The 15,599-nt window shown below is 71.8% G+C and carries 16 protein-coding genes; 10 read left to right on the top strand and 6 right to left on the bottom strand.

What is annotated here, in order from left to right; translation table 11 throughout:
- The first annotated feature begins 117 nt into the window (after positions 1-117).
- The 4 genes from dctP (at position 118) to Leucomu_RS13955 (ending at position 5,084) form a co-directional block, all read left to right on the top strand.
- Complete coding sequence (gene dctP / locus Leucomu_RS13970; RefSeq protein WP_164884575.1) at positions 118-1,275, top strand: TRAP transporter substrate-binding protein DctP; 1,158 nt, start codon at positions 118-120, stop codon at positions 1,273-1,275.
- Between the two features lie 35 nt (positions 1,276-1,310).
- Positions 1,311-2,714, top strand: a complete 1,404-nt coding sequence (locus Leucomu_RS13965; protein ID WP_128387583.1) for an aldehyde dehydrogenase family protein — start codon at positions 1,311-1,313, stop codon at positions 2,712-2,714.
- A gap of 29 nt (positions 2,715-2,743) precedes the next feature.
- Entirely contained in the window at positions 2,744-3,598 is an 855-nt protein-coding gene (gene proC / locus Leucomu_RS13960; protein WP_128387582.1) for a pyrroline-5-carboxylate reductase, read from the top strand.
- A 148-nt stretch (positions 3,599-3,746) separates the two neighbouring features.
- Positions 3,747-5,084: an MFS transporter gene (locus tag Leucomu_RS13955; RefSeq protein WP_017882632.1), complete on the top strand. Its 1,338-nt coding sequence runs from the start codon at positions 3,747-3,749 to the stop codon at positions 5,082-5,084.
- A 10-nt stretch (positions 5,085-5,094) separates the two neighbouring features.
- On the opposite strand, the gene Leucomu_RS13950 is transcribed toward Leucomu_RS13955, so the two are convergent.
- Positions 5,095-6,018, bottom strand: a complete 924-nt coding sequence (locus Leucomu_RS13950; protein WP_017882633.1) for a LysR family transcriptional regulator — start codon at positions 6,016-6,018, stop codon at positions 5,095-5,097.
- A complete protein-coding gene (locus Leucomu_RS13945) occupies positions 6,011-6,511 on the bottom strand; it encodes an HtaA domain-containing protein (protein WP_128387581.1) in 501 nt (166 codons plus the stop codon). Before Leucomu_RS13945 ends, Leucomu_RS13950 begins: the two co-directional genes overlap by 8 nt.
- 114 nt (positions 6,512-6,625) lie before the next feature.
- Between Leucomu_RS13945 and Leucomu_RS13940 the strand changes: the two genes are divergently transcribed.
- The gene (locus Leucomu_RS13940; RefSeq protein ID WP_128387580.1) at positions 6,626-9,631 is read left to right on the top strand and encodes a cytochrome P450; all 3,006 of its coding nucleotides are present in this window, start codon (positions 6,626-6,628) and stop codon (positions 9,629-9,631) included.
- Positions 9,632-9,763: 132 nt separating this feature from the next.
- On the opposite strand, the gene Leucomu_RS13935 is transcribed toward Leucomu_RS13940, so the two are convergent.
- Positions 9,764-10,429, bottom strand: coding sequence for a potassium channel family protein (locus Leucomu_RS13935; protein ID WP_031289485.1), 666 nt, complete (start codon positions 10,427-10,429; stop codon positions 9,764-9,766).
- A 56-nt stretch (positions 10,430-10,485) separates the two neighbouring features.
- Entirely contained in the window at positions 10,486-11,859 is a 1,374-nt protein-coding gene (locus Leucomu_RS13930; protein ID WP_128387890.1) for a TrkH family potassium uptake protein, read from the bottom strand.
- Between the two features lie 202 nt (positions 11,860-12,061).
- Between Leucomu_RS13930 and Leucomu_RS13925 the strand changes: the two genes are divergently transcribed.
- From Leucomu_RS13925 to Leucomu_RS13910, 4 genes are all read left to right on the top strand, one after another.
- Complete coding sequence (locus tag Leucomu_RS13925; protein ID WP_017882637.1) at positions 12,062-12,544, top strand: ArsR/SmtB family transcription factor; 483 nt, start codon at positions 12,062-12,064, stop codon at positions 12,542-12,544.
- Between the two features lie 112 nt (positions 12,545-12,656).
- Positions 12,657-12,755 carry a 30S ribosomal protein bS22 gene (locus tag Leucomu_RS13920; protein ID WP_005504750.1) on the top strand — a complete coding sequence of 33 codons (99 nt, stop codon included), beginning with the start codon at positions 12,657-12,659 and terminating at the stop codon, positions 12,753-12,755.
- 109 nt (positions 12,756-12,864) lie between these two features.
- Complete coding sequence (locus tag Leucomu_RS13915) at positions 12,865-13,155, top strand: glutaredoxin family protein (protein WP_017882638.1); 291 nt, start codon at positions 12,865-12,867, stop codon at positions 13,153-13,155.
- 50 nt (positions 13,156-13,205) lie between these two features.
- The gene (locus Leucomu_RS13910) at positions 13,206-13,508 is read left to right on the top strand and encodes a Dabb family protein (protein WP_128387579.1); all 303 of its coding nucleotides are present in this window, start codon (positions 13,206-13,208) and stop codon (positions 13,506-13,508) included.
- Positions 13,509-13,595: 87 nt separating this feature from the next.
- Here the strand turns inward: Leucomu_RS13910 and Leucomu_RS13905 are convergent, their stop codons facing one another.
- Entirely contained in the window at positions 13,596-14,396 is an 801-nt protein-coding gene (locus tag Leucomu_RS13905) for a helix-turn-helix domain-containing protein (RefSeq protein ID WP_128387578.1), read from the bottom strand.
- Positions 14,397-14,492: 96 nt separating this feature from the next.
- Between Leucomu_RS13905 and Leucomu_RS13900 the strand changes: the two genes are divergently transcribed.
- Positions 14,493-14,996, top strand: a complete 504-nt coding sequence (locus Leucomu_RS13900) for a VOC family protein (RefSeq protein ID WP_017882641.1) — start codon at positions 14,493-14,495, stop codon at positions 14,994-14,996.
- Positions 14,997-15,012: 16 nt separating this feature from the next.
- On the opposite strand, the gene Leucomu_RS13895 is transcribed toward Leucomu_RS13900, so the two are convergent.
- On the bottom strand, positions 15,013-15,576 hold the full coding sequence (locus tag Leucomu_RS13895) for a helix-turn-helix domain-containing protein (protein WP_017882642.1): 564 nt from the start codon (positions 15,574-15,576) through the stop codon (positions 15,013-15,015).
- Positions 15,577-15,599: the final 23 nt, after the last annotated feature.

Genomic DNA, 15,599 nt, shown 5'->3' with positions numbered 1-15,599 from the left:
CCTTGCGCGAACGCCTCATCCGTCTGCGCCGCCTGCCAAAGACAGTGCCGGCGCACCGCTGAACAATGAAGTCAACCTCGCTCCGTACGGCAGCGGGACACCCACGAAAGGACAATGATGTTCTCCACCCACCAGCACCCCCGTCGGGTCGGCCGCACCGCCGCCTCGATCGGCCTCATCGCGGTCGCGGGCCTCGTGCTCGCCGGCTGCTCCGGCATCAACAACGCGTCGTCGGGCGGAGACGGCGGAGACGGCGGGGAATCGGTCACCTGGACGCTCGTGACCGGCGCTCAGGCCGACACCCCGAACGCGGCCGTGCAGAACTGGTTCCTCGACCGCGTCGAGGAGGTCGCCGAGGGCCGCATCACCTTCGAGCGCACCGCCACCGAGGCGCTCTGCAAGGCGCCCGAGGTCGCCGAATGCGTGCGCGACGGCCGCGCCCAGATCGGCGTCACGGTGCCCGACTACACGCCCCAGTACTTCCCCTCCACCAGCATGGTGAGCATCCCGTTCCTCAGCCAGAACGCCCAGGCCGCGATGCAGTCCATCTACGACCTGCACGAGGACTACGATCCCGCGAAGGCGATCATGGAGCGCAACGGCCTGCACCACGTCGCGACGTGGCCGGTCGGCCGCTTCCTGATCGGCGGGCACGAGCCGATCACGAGCGTCGCCCAGTTCCGGGGCGCCCAGGTGCGCGTCTCGGGCCCGATCATCCAGCAGGCCATCGGCAACGAGGGCGCGAACATCGTCGCCGTCACGGCGCCGGAGACCTACGAGGCGGTCGAGCGCGGGGTCGTCTCCACGATCGGCGGCGCCATCGACTTCCCGGTGAACTACGGGCTGATGGAACTGCTGCCCGACTGGACCGACCCGGGCATCGGCCAGTACTCGACCTTCGGCATGTGGGTGAACGCCGACGCCTACAACGCGCTCCCCGACGACCTGCGCGAGCAGTTCGACCAGGTGACCGAGGAGCTGAACACCGGTGAGGGCATCGCGGCGTTCAACGAGGTCGCGGCCGGCCAGTGCCAGCAGATGAAGGATGCCCCGACCGTGAAATCGCTCACGGCGTGGGCCGAGCAGGACACCCAGGCCTGGAAGGACGCGCTCGGCGACTCGGGTCAGGAGATGTGGATCGAGCTCGCCACCGAGCAGGGGCTCGAGGACGCCGAGGGGGTGCTCGAGCAGTACCTCGCCGGGCTGGAGAGCTACGACGACGTGGCCTACGACGACGCGACGAGCGCCTGCGTGGCCTCCTTCGGCGACCGTTGAGCGGTGCGCCGGTACGAGACGAGAGGAAGACTGAGATGACCGACAACACGCTGCTGGACGCGATCTCCGCGACGCAGGAGGAGGGGCGCCCGATTCCGGACGCCGCCACGGGCGAGACCATGGGCTACGCCCCGGTGCACACGACGGCCGATCTCGACGCCGCGGTGGAGGCGGCGCGGGCCGCCCAGCCGGCCTGGGCCGGCCTCGGGCACGACGAGCGCGCGCGACTGCTGCGGCTCGCCGCCGACGAGATCGAGGCGAACGCCGAGGATCTCGCGCGGATCATCGCGCGGGAGCAGGGCAAGCCGTTGAACGGCGCCGGGGCGCGGTTCGAGGCCGGCGGCTGCGCGGTCTGGGTGCGCAGCGCGGCCGACACCGCGATCGAGCCCGAGGTGCTGTTCGAGGCGGAGGGCACCCGCTCCGAGCTGCACTACGTGCCGCTCGGCGTGGTGGCGGCGATCGGGCCGTGGAACTGGCCCGCGCTGATCGGCATCTGGCAGATCGCCCCGTCGCTGCGCATGGGGAACGCGGTGGTGGTGAAGCCGAGCAGCTACACCCCGCTCAGCGTGCTCGCGGTCGTCGAACTCATGAACCGGCGCCTGCCGGAGGGGGTGCTGACCGTCGTCTCGGGCAACCGGGAGGTAGGAGCGCGCATCGCGAGCCACCCCGGCATCGACAAGGTGATGTTCACCGGGTCGACCGAGACGGGCCGGGAGATCGTGCGCAGCTCGGCCGACAACCTCGCGAGGCTCACGCTCGAGCTGGGCGGCAACGACCCGGGGATCGTGCTCCCCGGAGCCGATGCGCGGGCGATCGCCGAGGGGCTCTTCTGGGGCATCTTCATCAACACCGGCCAGACCTGCGCCGCGTTGAAGCGCCTGTACGTGCACGACTCCGTGCACGACGAGGTGGTCGCCGCGCTCGCGGAGCTGGCGGAGTCGATCCCGATGGGGCCCGGGACGGATGAGGGCAGCCTGCTCGGGCCGCTGACGACGCCGCAGCAGTTCGAGATCGTCTCGCGCCTCGTCGACGACGCGCGCGCCCGGGGGGCGAGGATCGTGACCGGCGGCGAGCCCGCGGAGGAGCTCGGCGCGCAGTTCTACCGCGCGACGATCGTCACCAACATCGAGGACGGCGCGGCTCTCGTCGACGAGGAGCAGTTCGGCCCGGTGATCCCGGTGATCCGCTACTCCGATCTCGACGACGCGATCGCCCGCGCCAACGCCTCCGAGCAGGGCCTCGGGGCCTCGGTCTGGGGGGATCCGGGGGAGGCGCGTCGCGTGGCGGAGCGCATCGAAGCCGGCACGGTCTGGATCAACCAGCACGGCACGCTCAACCCGATGGTGCCGTTCGGCGGGGTGAAGGCCTCGGGCTACGGACTCGAGTTCGGCGCGCACGGTCTGAAGGCCGTCGCCGCCCCGAAGGTCATCACGGTCTGATCCCCGGGGAGTACCTACACTGGGGAAGCATGAGCAACTCAACGCAGTCAGCAGCACTTCCGCGCACCGCCATGATCGGCGTCGGCTCCATGGGCGGCGCGATCCTGGCGGGGCTGCGCGCCCCCGGGGTGGAGATCGAGCTCCCGATCGCGGTCACCGCCCGGTCGGTCTCGAGCGCCGCGGCGTTCGAGGGCGCGGATGACGTGGTCGCCTACGCGGGCGAGAGCGATCCCGACGCCAACCGCCACGCGGTGCGCGGCGCCGGGCTCGTGATCCTCGCGGTGAAGCCGTGGACGGTCGCCGAAGCGGCGCGAGGGATCGCCGACGCCCTCGAGCCGGGGGCGATCGTCGTGAGCGTCGCCGCGGGCGTGCCGAGCAGTGCGATCGAGGCCGAGCTCCCGGAGGGCGTGGCGGTCGTGCGGGCGATGCCGAACACCCCGTCGCACATCGGGCGCGGGGTGACCGGCATCGCCGGCGGGGCCTCGGCGGGCGAGGAGGCCGTCGCCACGGTGCGGCGCCTGTTCGAGACCGTCGGCGAGGTGCTGGTGGTGCGCGAGGATCAGATCAACGACGTCGCGGCAGTCTCGGGATCCGGCCCGGCCTACGTGTACCTCTACGCCGAGCACATGATCGCGGCGGCGCGGAGGCTCGGCTTCGACGCGGATCAGGCCCGCCTGCTCGTGCAGCAGACGATCGCGGGCGCGGCCGAGCTGATGGTGCGCAGCGACGATGAGCCCGAGCAGCTGCGCCGCAACGTGACGAGCCCGAAGGGCACCACCGAGCGGGCCGTCGAGGTGCTGCAGGCGGCCGACTGGGGCGATCTCTTCGACCGGGCGCTCGCCGCGAACGTGCGGCGATCGGAGGAGCTGGAGCGGGGCGAGTAGACCGGCACCCTCCCTATTCTTCGGTTTTGCAGCATTTGATATGCAGTTAAATCCGTTTGATCCGTGTATGGCCGACGGCCGATGATGTGTGTGGCCCGCGCCGAGGAGGTGCGGGCCGCACATCTCACTACGGACAAGGGAGTCTGTCATGTCCACGTCGGCACCGAGCCGCCCGCGTCGCGAAAGCCGCCGCGTCGCCATCGCCACCATGGTCGGCACCACCATCGAGTGGTACGACTTCTTCATCTACGCGAACACGGCCGCGCTCGTGTTCGCCCAGCTCTTCTTCGAGCCGCTGGGTCAGCAGGCCTCGCTGCTCGTCTCGTTCGCGACGGTCGGCATCAGCTTCCTGTTCCGACCCCTCGGAGCCATCGTCGCCGGGCACCTCGGCGACCGCGTCGGGCGCCGGGCCATGCTCGTCATGACCCTCGTGCTCATGGGCGCCGCGACCACGCTCATCGGCGTGCTGCCGACCTACGCGCAGGTGGGTGTGCTCGCGCCGGTGCTGCTCGTGCTGCTGCGCATCCTGCAGGGCTTCTCGGCCGGCGGGGAGTGGGGCGGCGCGGCGCTCATGGCCGTGGAGCACGCCCCCGACGGCAAGCGCGGGCTGTTCGGCTCGGCGCCGCAGCTCGGCGTGCCCTTCGGCATGCTGCTCGCCTCGGGCGTGCTCGCCATCACCACCGCGGCCTACGGCCCCGAGGGCTTCCTCGAGTTCGGCTGGCGCATCCCGTTCCTCATCGGCGTCGTGCTGCTCGTGGTGGGCTTCATCATCCGCCGCTCGGTCGAGGAGAGCCCCGTGTTCCTCGAGCTGCGCGAGAGCAAGGCCCGCTCCAAGATGCCGCTCGTGGAGCTGCTGAAGAAGCACTGGTGGCTCGTGATCCTCGTCGCCCTCACCTTCGCGGGCAACAACGCCGCCGGCTACATGTCGACGGGCGGCTACGTGCTCTCGTACGCCACGACCGTGCACGGCATGGACCGCACGGCGGTGCTGTGGTGCGTCACGCTCGCCTCGGCGGTGTGGGCGCTCACCACGCTGCTCGGCGGCTGGCTGTCGGACCGCTGGCAGAGCCGCCGCAAGGTGTATCTCGTCGGCTACGCCCTGCAGATCCTGTGGGCGTTCCCGCTCTTCCTGCTCGTCGACACGCAGATCGTGGCGATGGTGGCCGTCTCGCTCGCCGCCTGGATGGTGTCCACCGGACTCACCTACGGCCCGCAGGCCGCGTACTTCGCCGAGATCTTCCCCTCGCGGGTGCGCTACTCGGGAGTCTCCCTCTCCTACGCGCTCGGCGCGATCCTCGGCGGCGCGTTCGCCCCCACGATCGCGACCTGGCTGCAGCAGAGCACCGGGTGGATCGGATCCGTGTCGATCTACCTCGCCGTCATGGGCGCCATCTCGCTCGTGGCCGTGCTCGTCATCAAGGACCGCTGGGGCACCCCGCTCATCGAGCGCTCCGAGGAGCCGCAGCGGGAGGCGGCCACGGTCTGACCCGCGGCCCTCACGAGGGCCAGGCGACGCCCCGCGCGAACTCGATCAGGGCCCGGGTTCGCGCGGGGACCGGCCGATCCGGAGCCCAGATCATGTCGATCGCGACCGGGCGCACCGGCGGAACGATCGTCTTCGCGACGAGGGGCAGGCCCTCGTAGCTCTCGGGGTTGGCGACCCGCGTCACCAGGACGCCGTACCCGAGGCCGCGGGCGACGAGCGTGCGCACCACCTCGTAGCTCGCCGTGCGATGCCTGATGCGCGGGCGCAGACCGCGCTCGGCGAACACGGAGAGGGTGTGCTCGCTCGAGGGCGGCGCATCGAGCAGGATCAGGTCGTCGCCCACGAGCTCGTCGAGCCGCACGCTCGCTCGCCCCGCGAGCGGGTGGTCGGCGGCGAGCAGCGCGTGCGCCTGCAGCTCGTAGAGCCTGGCGCGCTCGGTGTCGCCGGGCACCAGCATGTCGTAGACGAACGCCACGTCGATGCGGCCCGACGCGAGATCCTCGGCCAGCCGATCCTGCGTCGCCTCGCGGATCGAGAGGTCGATGTGCGGGTGCAGCTCGGCGAAGTCCTGCAGCAGCGGCGGCAGGACGGTCGGCGCGAGCGTCGGATAGCAGCCGATCACCACGGGGCCGGACAGCTGCCCGCCGCCCCCGACGGAGCGGCGCAGCTCCTCGGCCTCGGCGAGCATGAGCCGGGCGTGGCGCACGAGCTGAGCCCCCGCGGGCGTGAGGGTGAGCCCGTGGGCCCGGCGGCGCACGCACAGCCGCTCGCGCATGACCGATTCGAGCTCGGTGATGGCGTCGGACATCGCCGAGGGCGAGACGCGCAGCAGCTCGGCGGCGCCCGTGATGGTGCCCTCGTCGGCGGCCGCGACGAAGTAGGCCAGCTGGCGCAGGGTGAACCCGGGCAGGGGCGCGTCGAGCGGTTCAGCCACGCGCGACCACCACCGGGTCGTCGAGCTCGGTGCCGGCGGCGTAGGGACCCGAGGCGAAGAGGTCGGCGCCCGCCGCGGTGAGGCGGGTGCCGTTCGCTGCGCCGCCGCCGGCCGCGTCGAGTTCGAGGCGCTCGATGGCGGCGAAAGCCAGGCGCGATCCCGGTTCGTAGGGGTCTGCGATCGTGAGCTCCCACGCCTGGCCGGGGCGCGCACCCGGCACCAGCCAGGGGTCCTCGAACACGAGCCTCAGCATGCCGCTGTGCCCGCTGAGCGTCACCGTTCCGGTGAAGCGGAGCGTTCGGTCGGAGACGCCGGCGGCATCGGGGTCAGTGGTCCGAGCGGGGTCCGCCGCCGGGAAGCGGAACCCCTCGCGGGCCACCCGGGCGGGAGGGAGCACGCTCGCCGAGCCGTCGGGCATGCCGATCACGTACTGCACGAGGGAGCGCTTGATACCCCACTCGAGCGCGGGGCCTTCGGACGAGGTGCGGATCATGCCGCCTATTGTTGCACGTTATCGAATAAACAATGCAGATAATTCCGCTTTTGTTTCGTTTATGCGCCGAGCATACTCGAAGGCGTACGGCAGTTCAGAACGACGAGGTGCGCCATGACGAGCAACGAGGCTCCGGTCGCCGACTGGGTGACCATTCCCGATCTCTATCGCGATCCATTCCCCATCTACGAGCGGCTGCGCGCCGAGGGCGGCGTGCACTGGGTGCCGCAGGTCGGCCGCTACCTCATCACCTCCTACGAGGCCGTGCACGAGACCGAGCTCGACCAGCAGATCTTCTCGGCCGACGAACAGGGTTCGCTGCAGATCCGCGCGATGGGCCACTCGATGCTGCGCCGGGACGACCCCGAGCACTACATCGAGCGCAAGGCCTGGCAGCCGGCGCTGCGCCCGGGCGCCGTGCAGCGGGTCTGGAAGTCGAAGTTCCAGCGCAACGCCGAGCGCTACCTCGAGGAGTTCATCGCGAAGGGCCCCGGCGCAGACCTGATCTGGGACTTCTCGGCCCCCTTCGCCGCCGAGAGCCTGCGCGAGCTCATCGGCCTGCACAACGCCACCCAGCAGGATCTGCAGCGCTGGTCGCAGACGATGATCGACGCCACCGGCAACTACGCCGACGACCCCGACGTGTGGGCGCTCGGCAAGCAGTCGTTCGACGAGGTCGACGCGGCGCTCGACGAGATGCTCGCGTGGCACGCCGCCAACCCGAACGAGTCGCTGCTCTCGCAGCTGCTGCGCATCCCCGACTACGAGATGCCGCTCGACCGCATCCGGGCCAACGTGAAGATGACGATCGGCGGCGGCCTCAACGAGCCCCGCGACGCCCTCGGCGTCGCCGCCTGGGGGCTGCTCACCCACCCCGAGCAGCGCGCCGCCGTCGAGAGCGACCCCTCGCTGTGGCAGGCCGTCTTCGACGAGACGATCCGGTGGGTGGCGCCCATCGGCCTCTACTCGCGCCAGGTGACGCGCGACACCGACCTCGTCGGCGTGCGGCTGCCCGCGGGCGCCCGCCTCGGCATCTGCATCCTCTCCGCCAACCGCGACGAGCGGGTCTGGGACGATCCCGCGTCGTTCGACATCCGCCGCGAGTCCAAGCCGCACCTCGCCTTCGGCAAGGGCGTGCACGTGTGCCTCGGCGCCTGGGCCGCCCGAGCCGAGGTCGCGGAGGTCGCGCTGCCGCTCCTCTTCTCATCGCTCGACGGCCTCTCGCTCGTGGAAGACGATCCGGCCGAGATCGGCGGGTGGGTGTTCCGGGGCATGACGAAGCTGCCCGTCGCCTGGAGCGGCCGCCGCTCGGCCCGCCCCGCTGCTGCCGCAGCGGGCGAGGCGGCGCCGCGCGTCGCGATCGTGGGATCCGGCCCCGCGGGCAGCTTCACCGCCCAGGCGATGCGACGCAGCTTCCCCACCGCGCCGATCGAGGTGTTCGACGAGCTGCCCACGCCCTACGGCCTCGTGCGCTACGGGGTCGCCGCCGATCATCAGGGCACGAAGGCCGTGGCCCGGCAGTTCGATCGGCTCTTCACCGAGGAGGGCGTGCGATTCCGCGGCAGCTGCCGCGTCGGCGCCGACGTCTCGCTCGAAGACCTGCGCGGAGCGTACGACGCGGTGGTGCTCGCGACCGGCATGCACCGCGACGCGCGGCTCCCCGTTCCCGGCGCAGACCTCGTCCGTGTGCGCGGGGCGGGCGCGGTGACCCGCTTCCTCAACTGCCACCCCGACGAGCCCGTGCCCGACCCGCTCGGGGAGCGCGTCGCCGTCGTCGGCCACGGCAACGTGGCCATGGACATCGTGCGGCTCATCGCGCGCGACGCCGCAGGCCTCGAGGGATCCGACATCGACGACGCCGCGCACCGGCGCTTCACCGAGCGCGTGCGCACCGTGCACGTGGTGGGCCGCAGCGGTCCGGCGACCGCGCGCTTCGACCCGGTCATGGTGCGGGAGCTCGCGGGCCTCGCGGGCGTGCGGCACGTCGTGCACGGGGCGGGCGAGCTCGCCGACGACGGCCGCGACGCGCGCATCGACGCCGTGCGGGCGCTCACCGCGCGGGGCGCGGGTGCGGGCGGCGCTGGCGGTGCGGGTGCCGCGGGACCCGGGGCACCCGCGGGGGAAGCCGAGCCGCGCATCACGATCGAGTGGTGGTTCGGGCTCGCGCCCGAGCGGCTCGAGGGCGAGGGGCGCGTCGAGACCGCGGTGTTCCGGGGAGCTGAGGGCGAGACGAGGATCGCCGTCGACGACGTCATCACGGCGATCGGCTTCGCGGCCGACGACGGCAGCCCGCTCGAGCCGGGGGCGCACCCCGACGGGCGGGTAGAGCCCGGCCTCTACACGGCCGGGTGGCTGCGCCGCGGCCCGCAGGGCACGATCCCGGACCAGCGCGCCGACGCCCGCGATCTCGCCCGCGTCATCGCGGCCGACCTCCAATCGGGAGCGGTGACCGTGTCGGCCGCCGGCCTGCCCCCGATCGCGGGTGAGACCGACTTCGACGGCTGGCGCCGCATCGACCTGCGCGAGCGCCTCACGGCCGCGCCCGGTCGCGAACGCGCGAAACTGCCCACCCGGGAAGCGCAGCTCGAGACCGCGGCCGACACCGGCCTCGAACTGCCACCGCTCGAGACGGGTGCGGCATCGGGCATCGGGCCGGCGGCGCCCACCACGATCCTCTTCGGCACCGAGTCGGGCGGGGCCGAGCTCGTGGCCGACGAGCTCGCCCGCGCGTTCGGCGAGGGAGCGGACCTGGTGGTGCGCGATCTCGCCGAGGTGCGCGCGGCCGACCTCGACCCGTCGCGCATGCACCTCGTGATCTGCTCCACCTACGGCGACGGCGAGGTGCCGAGTGCGGCGCAGCCCTTCGTGCGGGAGCTGACGGACGACCGGCCGGAGCTCGCGGGCGTGCGCTACGCCGTCTTCGGCATGGGCGACCGCAGCTACGAGCGCACCTACTCGCGGGGCAGCGAGCTCGTCGACGAGGCGCTGCAGGCGTGCGGCGCGACGCGAGTGGGGGAGTACGGGCGGCACGACGCCGGCGGCTCGATCCCGGCCGCCGAGGCGGCGCGCGACTGGGCGGCGGGGGTCTTCGCCGAGGTCGCCGCGGCCGTCGCCGGCTGACGAGGCGGTCGATCCGCGCCCGCGGGCCCTGCGCGATACCCGCCGAGAGGCGAGAAAAGCATGTGACCGGCGCCGATCACGTGCGTTTCCCGCCTCTCGACGGGTCCGGGACGCGCTCGCGCGATCCCGAGCTCAGCCGATCGCGGCGAAGCGCTCCACGTCGGCCGCGGTGCCGCTCACGATGATGAGGTCGTGCGGCGAGACCACCGTGTCCTGCGTAGCGTGCGTGAACGGCTGCCCCGGGGTCTTCACGCCGACCACCGTCACGCGGTAGCGCGTGCGCACGCCGCTCTCCGAGAGCGAGCGGCCCCGGATCGAGCGCGGCGGGTACATCTTCGCGATGACGTAGTTGTTGTCGAACTGGATGAAGTCGAGCATGCTGCCGCTCAGCAGGTGCGCGACCCGCTCGCCGGCCTCGCGCTCGGGGTAGATGACGTGGTTCACCCCGATGCGCTCGAGGATCTTGCCGTGCGAGAGCGAGATCGCCTTCGCCCAGATCTGGGGGATGCCGAGGTCGACGAGGTTCGCGGCGATGAGCACGCTCGACTCGATCGAGGCGCCCGTCGCGACGACCGCGATCTGGAACTCGTCGGCGCCGATCTGGCGCAGCGCGTCCATCGAGCGGGCGTCGGCCTGCACGGCGTGGGTCACACGATCCGCCCACTTCTGCACGAGCTGAGGGTCGGTGTCGACCACCAGCACCTCGCGGTCCTGGCGGTCGAGCTGTCCTGCGGTCGCGGCGCCGAACCGGCCGAGGCCGATCACGATCACCGGGGCGTCACTGCGAATGTCAACCAACGATCTCCCTTTCGTGGGGTGCTATCACCGGTGCGGCGGTGATCTCAACACGGATGTCAACCAACGATCGGCCTCTCCTCGGGGAGCTTGAAGAGGCGGGAACGGCTCGAGGCCGCGACGGCGGCGGCCAGCGTCACCGTGCCCACCCGGCCCGCCCACATGGTGGCCGCGAGAATGTACTTTCCCGGGTCGGAGACCTCGCTCGACAGGCCCGTCGAGAGCCCGCAGGTGCCGAACGCCGAGATCACCTCGAACAGCACGATGTCGAGCGGACGGCCCGTCAGCTGCAGCAGCGCGACCGTCGCGACGAGCACGATCGTCGCGCCCCAGATGAGGATCGAGACCGACACGCGCAGCACCTCGTTCGGGATGCGGCGGTCGAACACCTGGATGTCGCGGTAGCCGCGGGCCTCGGCGTAGGCGGCGAGGAAGAGCACGGCGAGCGTGGTGACCTTGATGCCGCCCGCGGTCGACGCCGATCCGCCGCCCACGAACATCAGCATGTCCATGACCAGCAGCGTCGAGCCGTTCATGTCGACCGGGTCGATGATCCCGAGCCCGCCCGAGCGGGTCATGACCGACATGTAGCCCGAGCTGAGCAGCGTCTCCCAGAAGCCCTGGCCGCCGAGCGTGGCAGGGTTCGCGAACTCGAGCCCGGCGATCGCGATCCACCCCACCACGACGAAGATGAGCGTCGTCGAGAGGGTGAGCTTCGCGTGCAGGCCGAGGCGCTTGTGCGCGCGCCAGCCGCCGCCGGTGATGTAGCGGTAGAGCGCGAAGATCACGGGGAAGCCGATGGCGCCGAGGAACACGCCGATGGCGAGCACGCTCAGCAGGTAGAGGTCGGTGTTGAACGGCTCGAGGCCGCCGGGCAGCGGCACGAAGCCGGTGTTGGTGAACGCCGAGGCCGCGAGGTAGAAGCCGTTCCAGAGCGCGTGCCAGAAGTCGTAGCCGGCGGCCATGAGCCGCGGCGTGATGAGCGCCGTGAGCGCGACCTCGATCACCACGAGGCTCGCCGCCACCGCCACCAGCAGCCCGCCGATCTCGCCGAGGCCCACCGCCTGGCTCTCCGAGACGTCGCGGCCCATGCGCATCGGGTTCGTGTCGCCCGCCGCGAGCAGGCGCTGCCTGAGGCCCAGCCGGCGGGTGACGGTGAGACCGAGGATGCTCGCGAGGGTGAGCACGCCGATGCCCCCGATCTGCAGGCCGGCGAGGATCAGCAGCTCGCCGAACAGCGACCAGTGACCCGACATGTCGACCGTCGAGAGGCCGGTCACGCAGATCGCGGAGACCGCGGTGAAGAGCGCGTCGGCGAGCGGCGTCATCTCACCCGTGCGGCTCGCGATGGGCAGCGAGAGCATCGCCGTCCAGAGCAGGATCAGGCTCGTGAAGACGAGCAGCGCGAAGCGTGCGGGCGAGGAGTGGATCATGGCGCTGACCCACGACTTCTGCGAGAGCGGGGCGGAGGCCCGACGGCTCACGGCGTGTGCCCTCACGACTCCTTCTTCCCCTGCGGCAGTGCGAGACCGGGCGCCCCGGTTCGCTTCGATAGCAGTCATGCTACACACGCCGGAGCGATCCGGCACGGTACGCCGCGGGCGAGAAACGCGCGGGCCGACTAACCTTGACACCATGCCAGATATTTTCGGAGTCATCGCCGACGCGACCCGGCGCGACATTCTCCGCGTGCTGCTCGAACGTCACCAGCAGGACGCCGAGATGAGCGTCTCCGAGATCGTCGGGCAGCTCGAGATCAGCCAGCCCACGGTGTCGAAGCATCTGAAGGTGCTGCGCGAGGCCGAGCTGGTGACCGTGCGCGAGGAGGGGCAGCACCGCTTCTACGCCCTCGATCCCGAGCCGCTCGAGATGGTCGAAGACTTCGTGATCCCGTTCCTGTCGGCCGGCTTCGACACCGAGGTGACGGTCGAGTACCTCTCCGAGGACGGCGACCGGGTGCCGGGCCCCGACGGCGACGACCCGTTCGGCGACCCCCTCGACGGCGACGAGGTGCTCTCCGAGGAGACCGCCGCGGCGGCCGAGCGCATCGGCCGCGCCGCGGCCCGGGCCGAGCACCGCGTCAAAGAGCTGGTGGCCCGCTTCAAGCTGCGCGCGTAGCATGTTTCGCGCTTCGAGCCGCCCGCCGTTTCGCGCTCGTGGGCATGAACCGGTAATATAAGTGTTTTGTGGGCCGCGATACCTTCGGCCCGAGAGACGTTGTGAGGTAACCGTGGGTTCAGTAATCAAGAAGCGCCGCAAGCGCATGTCCAAGAAGAAGCACCGCAAACTGCTGCGCAAGACGCGTCACCAGCGTCGCAACAAGAAGTAATCGCGCCGGCGGCGCCGTTCACGGCACCGCCCGGAGTGCGAGACGCGAGAGGGCGTCGGGCCGAGGCCCGGCGCCCTCTCGTCGTTCCGTCGGGCTACACTGGTCGATCGTGACGACCGTGCAGCTCACCCTCATCGGCAAGCCCGGCTGCCATCTCTGCGACGACGCCCGTGCGGCGATCGCGGAGGTGCGCGATGAGCTGGGGCGGCGCGGGATCGTCACCGAGCTCACCGAGCTCGACATCCTGCGGGACGAGGAGCTCGCGCGCCGCCACTCGGAGGACATCCCGGTGGTGCAGATCAACGGGCGCCGCCACGCGATCTGGCGGGTCGATCCCGCCCGGCTCTCCGCCGCGGTCGAGAAGGCCGCCCGCCGCCCGCGCCTGTTCTCCCGCAACTGACCCCCGCTCCGCTGCACCGGCGGCGAGCCCCCCCCCACGAAGGAGCCCCCATGACCCTGCGCCACATCGTGAGCTGGAAGTTCGCCGGTGAGACCCGCGAGCAGCGCGACGCCCAGGCGGCCGAGGCGATCGCCCGCATCGCGCCGCTGCGCGAGCGCGTGCCCTCGGTGCGCGCCCTCTCGCTGCACCGCAACGAGCTGTTCGACGGCGCCAACTACGATCTGACGCTCATCGCCGACTTCGACGACGCCGCCGGTCTGGCCGAGTACGCCGAGCATCCCGAGCACCTGCCCGTGATCGACTACATGAAGACGGTCACCGCGGCGCGCGCCGCGAGCGACTTCACGATCTGAGGGCCGCGGCCCGCGGCTCCCGGAGCGGGCTCTCGCGGGCGCGGTTCCCGGCCCATCCGCGTTGCGCGCAGCGTCGAGGGTGCCGGATCAGTCGCGGGCCCGCTGCCGGTACTCGCTCGGGGTGACCCCGAGCAGCCGCTTGAAGTCGGTCGTGAAGTGCGCGTGGTCGGCGTAGCCGAGCTCGCTCGCGAGGTCGGCGATCCCGAGCCCCGTGTGCTCGCGCAGCCGTTCGGCGCCCTCCTGGATGCGCCGCCTGCGGATCATCGAGTGCAGCGACAGCCCGAAGAAGCGTTCGGCGACGCGCTGCAGCGTGCGGGCCGAGACGTGCAGGCGAGCCGGCAGCTGGTCGACGCGGGTCAGTGCGGGATCCGCGAGCGCCTCCGCGAGACGGTTCGCGATCGCACCGTCGCCCTCCTCGGGCGAACCCGGTGCGGGCACCCGCTCGGCGATCCAGTGCGAGAGCCGCGCCACGGCGCGTTCGCGGCGCTCCCGCCCCGATGCCGACGGATCCGACATCGCGCGTGTCACGTCGGCGAGCAGGCCCGGGTCGTCGACGGGCCGGGCGGCATCGCGGATCGCGGCGGGATCGGGGGCCAGGGTCGGCACCGCCGCGGGCCGCAGCAGCGCGCCGACGGCCCAGCCGCTGCCGGTCAGCACGCGCTCCGAGCGCTGCGTCGCCGGGCCGACCGCGATGGCGCCCTCCGGTTCCACCACGATGTTGCACGCGGGGAACGGCAGCAGCTCCTGCCGCGACTCCTCGCCCTCGGCGAGTCGCCACTCGGGGATCCAGAACCAGCGCACCGCGTGCTCCAGCCCGGCGCACGGCGGCACCCGGTGGAACTCGGGCAGGCGCTGCGGGTAGAGCACGCCGCGCCGGTCCTCGCCCATCGCCCCTCCGCCGTCTGCCGGGGCGGCACCGCGCCGCCGTGGAGATCTGGCGCGAATCTGCAAGCCGCGCCCCTGCGGCGATCCTACGCTGAGGGCATGGACGCACATGAGACGCGCGCCGCGAACGGCGCGCACACCACAGCAGGCATGCCCCACGGTTCGACGAGCCTGACGCCCTTCCTCGCGATCCCGAGAGCCGCCGCCGCGATCGAGTTCTACCGCGACGTGTTCGGGGCGCGGGTCGTCGACGTCACCGAGATGGGCGGCGCGGTCGCGCACGCCGAGCTCGACTTCGGCGCCGGTCACCTGCAGCTCGGGGAGCCGATGCCCGATTATCACCTCGTCGCCGCGCCAGAGGGCGAGGATGACTGCTACTCGATGGGGCTGTACGTGCCCGACGTCGACGCCGTCGTGGAGCGGGCCGTCGCGGCGGGGGCGACCGTGCGCGAGGCGCCCGCCGACTTCGTGTCGGGCGACCGCTTCGCGAGCATCCGAGACCCCTTCGGGGTGCGCTGGTCGGTGATGACCCGCGTCGAGGATCTCTCGGAGGAGGAGAGCGCCGCCCGCGTGCGCGAGTGGGCGAGGTCGTTCGAGGGCTGAGCGCCCCTGCGGGCCGCTATCGCGGCTCGGCGTCGGGGGTGTGCAGGTGCAGGCGCTCGCCCACGGTGTTGAAGATGCTGATGACCTCGGCGGGGCGGCCTCCCGCGGCGCGCATGCGATGCGGCACGGCGGTGTCGAACTCGGCGGCCTCGCCGCGGCCGAGCACGAGCTCCTGCTCGCCGAGCGTGAGCTGCAGCCGGCCCGACATCACGTAGAGCCACTCGTGGCCGGGGTGCGTCTGCGGGGGGCATTCGGGCGCCTCCGGGTGGTAGGTGATCTTGAAGGCGCGCACCTCGGACTCCTCGCGCGTCAGCGGAGCGATCGTCATGCCCTCGCGGCGGATCGCGCGGCGGTGCACGCGGGGGTCGCGGTCGGGCGGTTCGAGCAGGTCGTCGACGCGGATCCCGAGCTGCCTGGTGAGCGGGAGCAGCAGTTCGAGGCTCGCCTGCCGCTTGCCCGACTCGAGTCGGGAGAGCGTGCTGGCCGACATGCCGGCGCGCTCCGCGAGCTCGTCGAGCGTCCATCCGCGCTCCTGCCGCGCCGACCTCAGCCGGGGGCCGAGCCTCTGCAGTTCGTCCATCACGCACCGTCCTTGCCGATTCT

Source organism: Leucobacter muris, assembly GCF_004028235.1.
GTDB classification, from domain to species: domain Bacteria; phylum Actinomycetota; class Actinomycetes; order Actinomycetales; family Microbacteriaceae; genus Leucobacter; species Leucobacter muris.
This window is presented reverse-complemented; position numbering and strand designations above follow the sequence as displayed.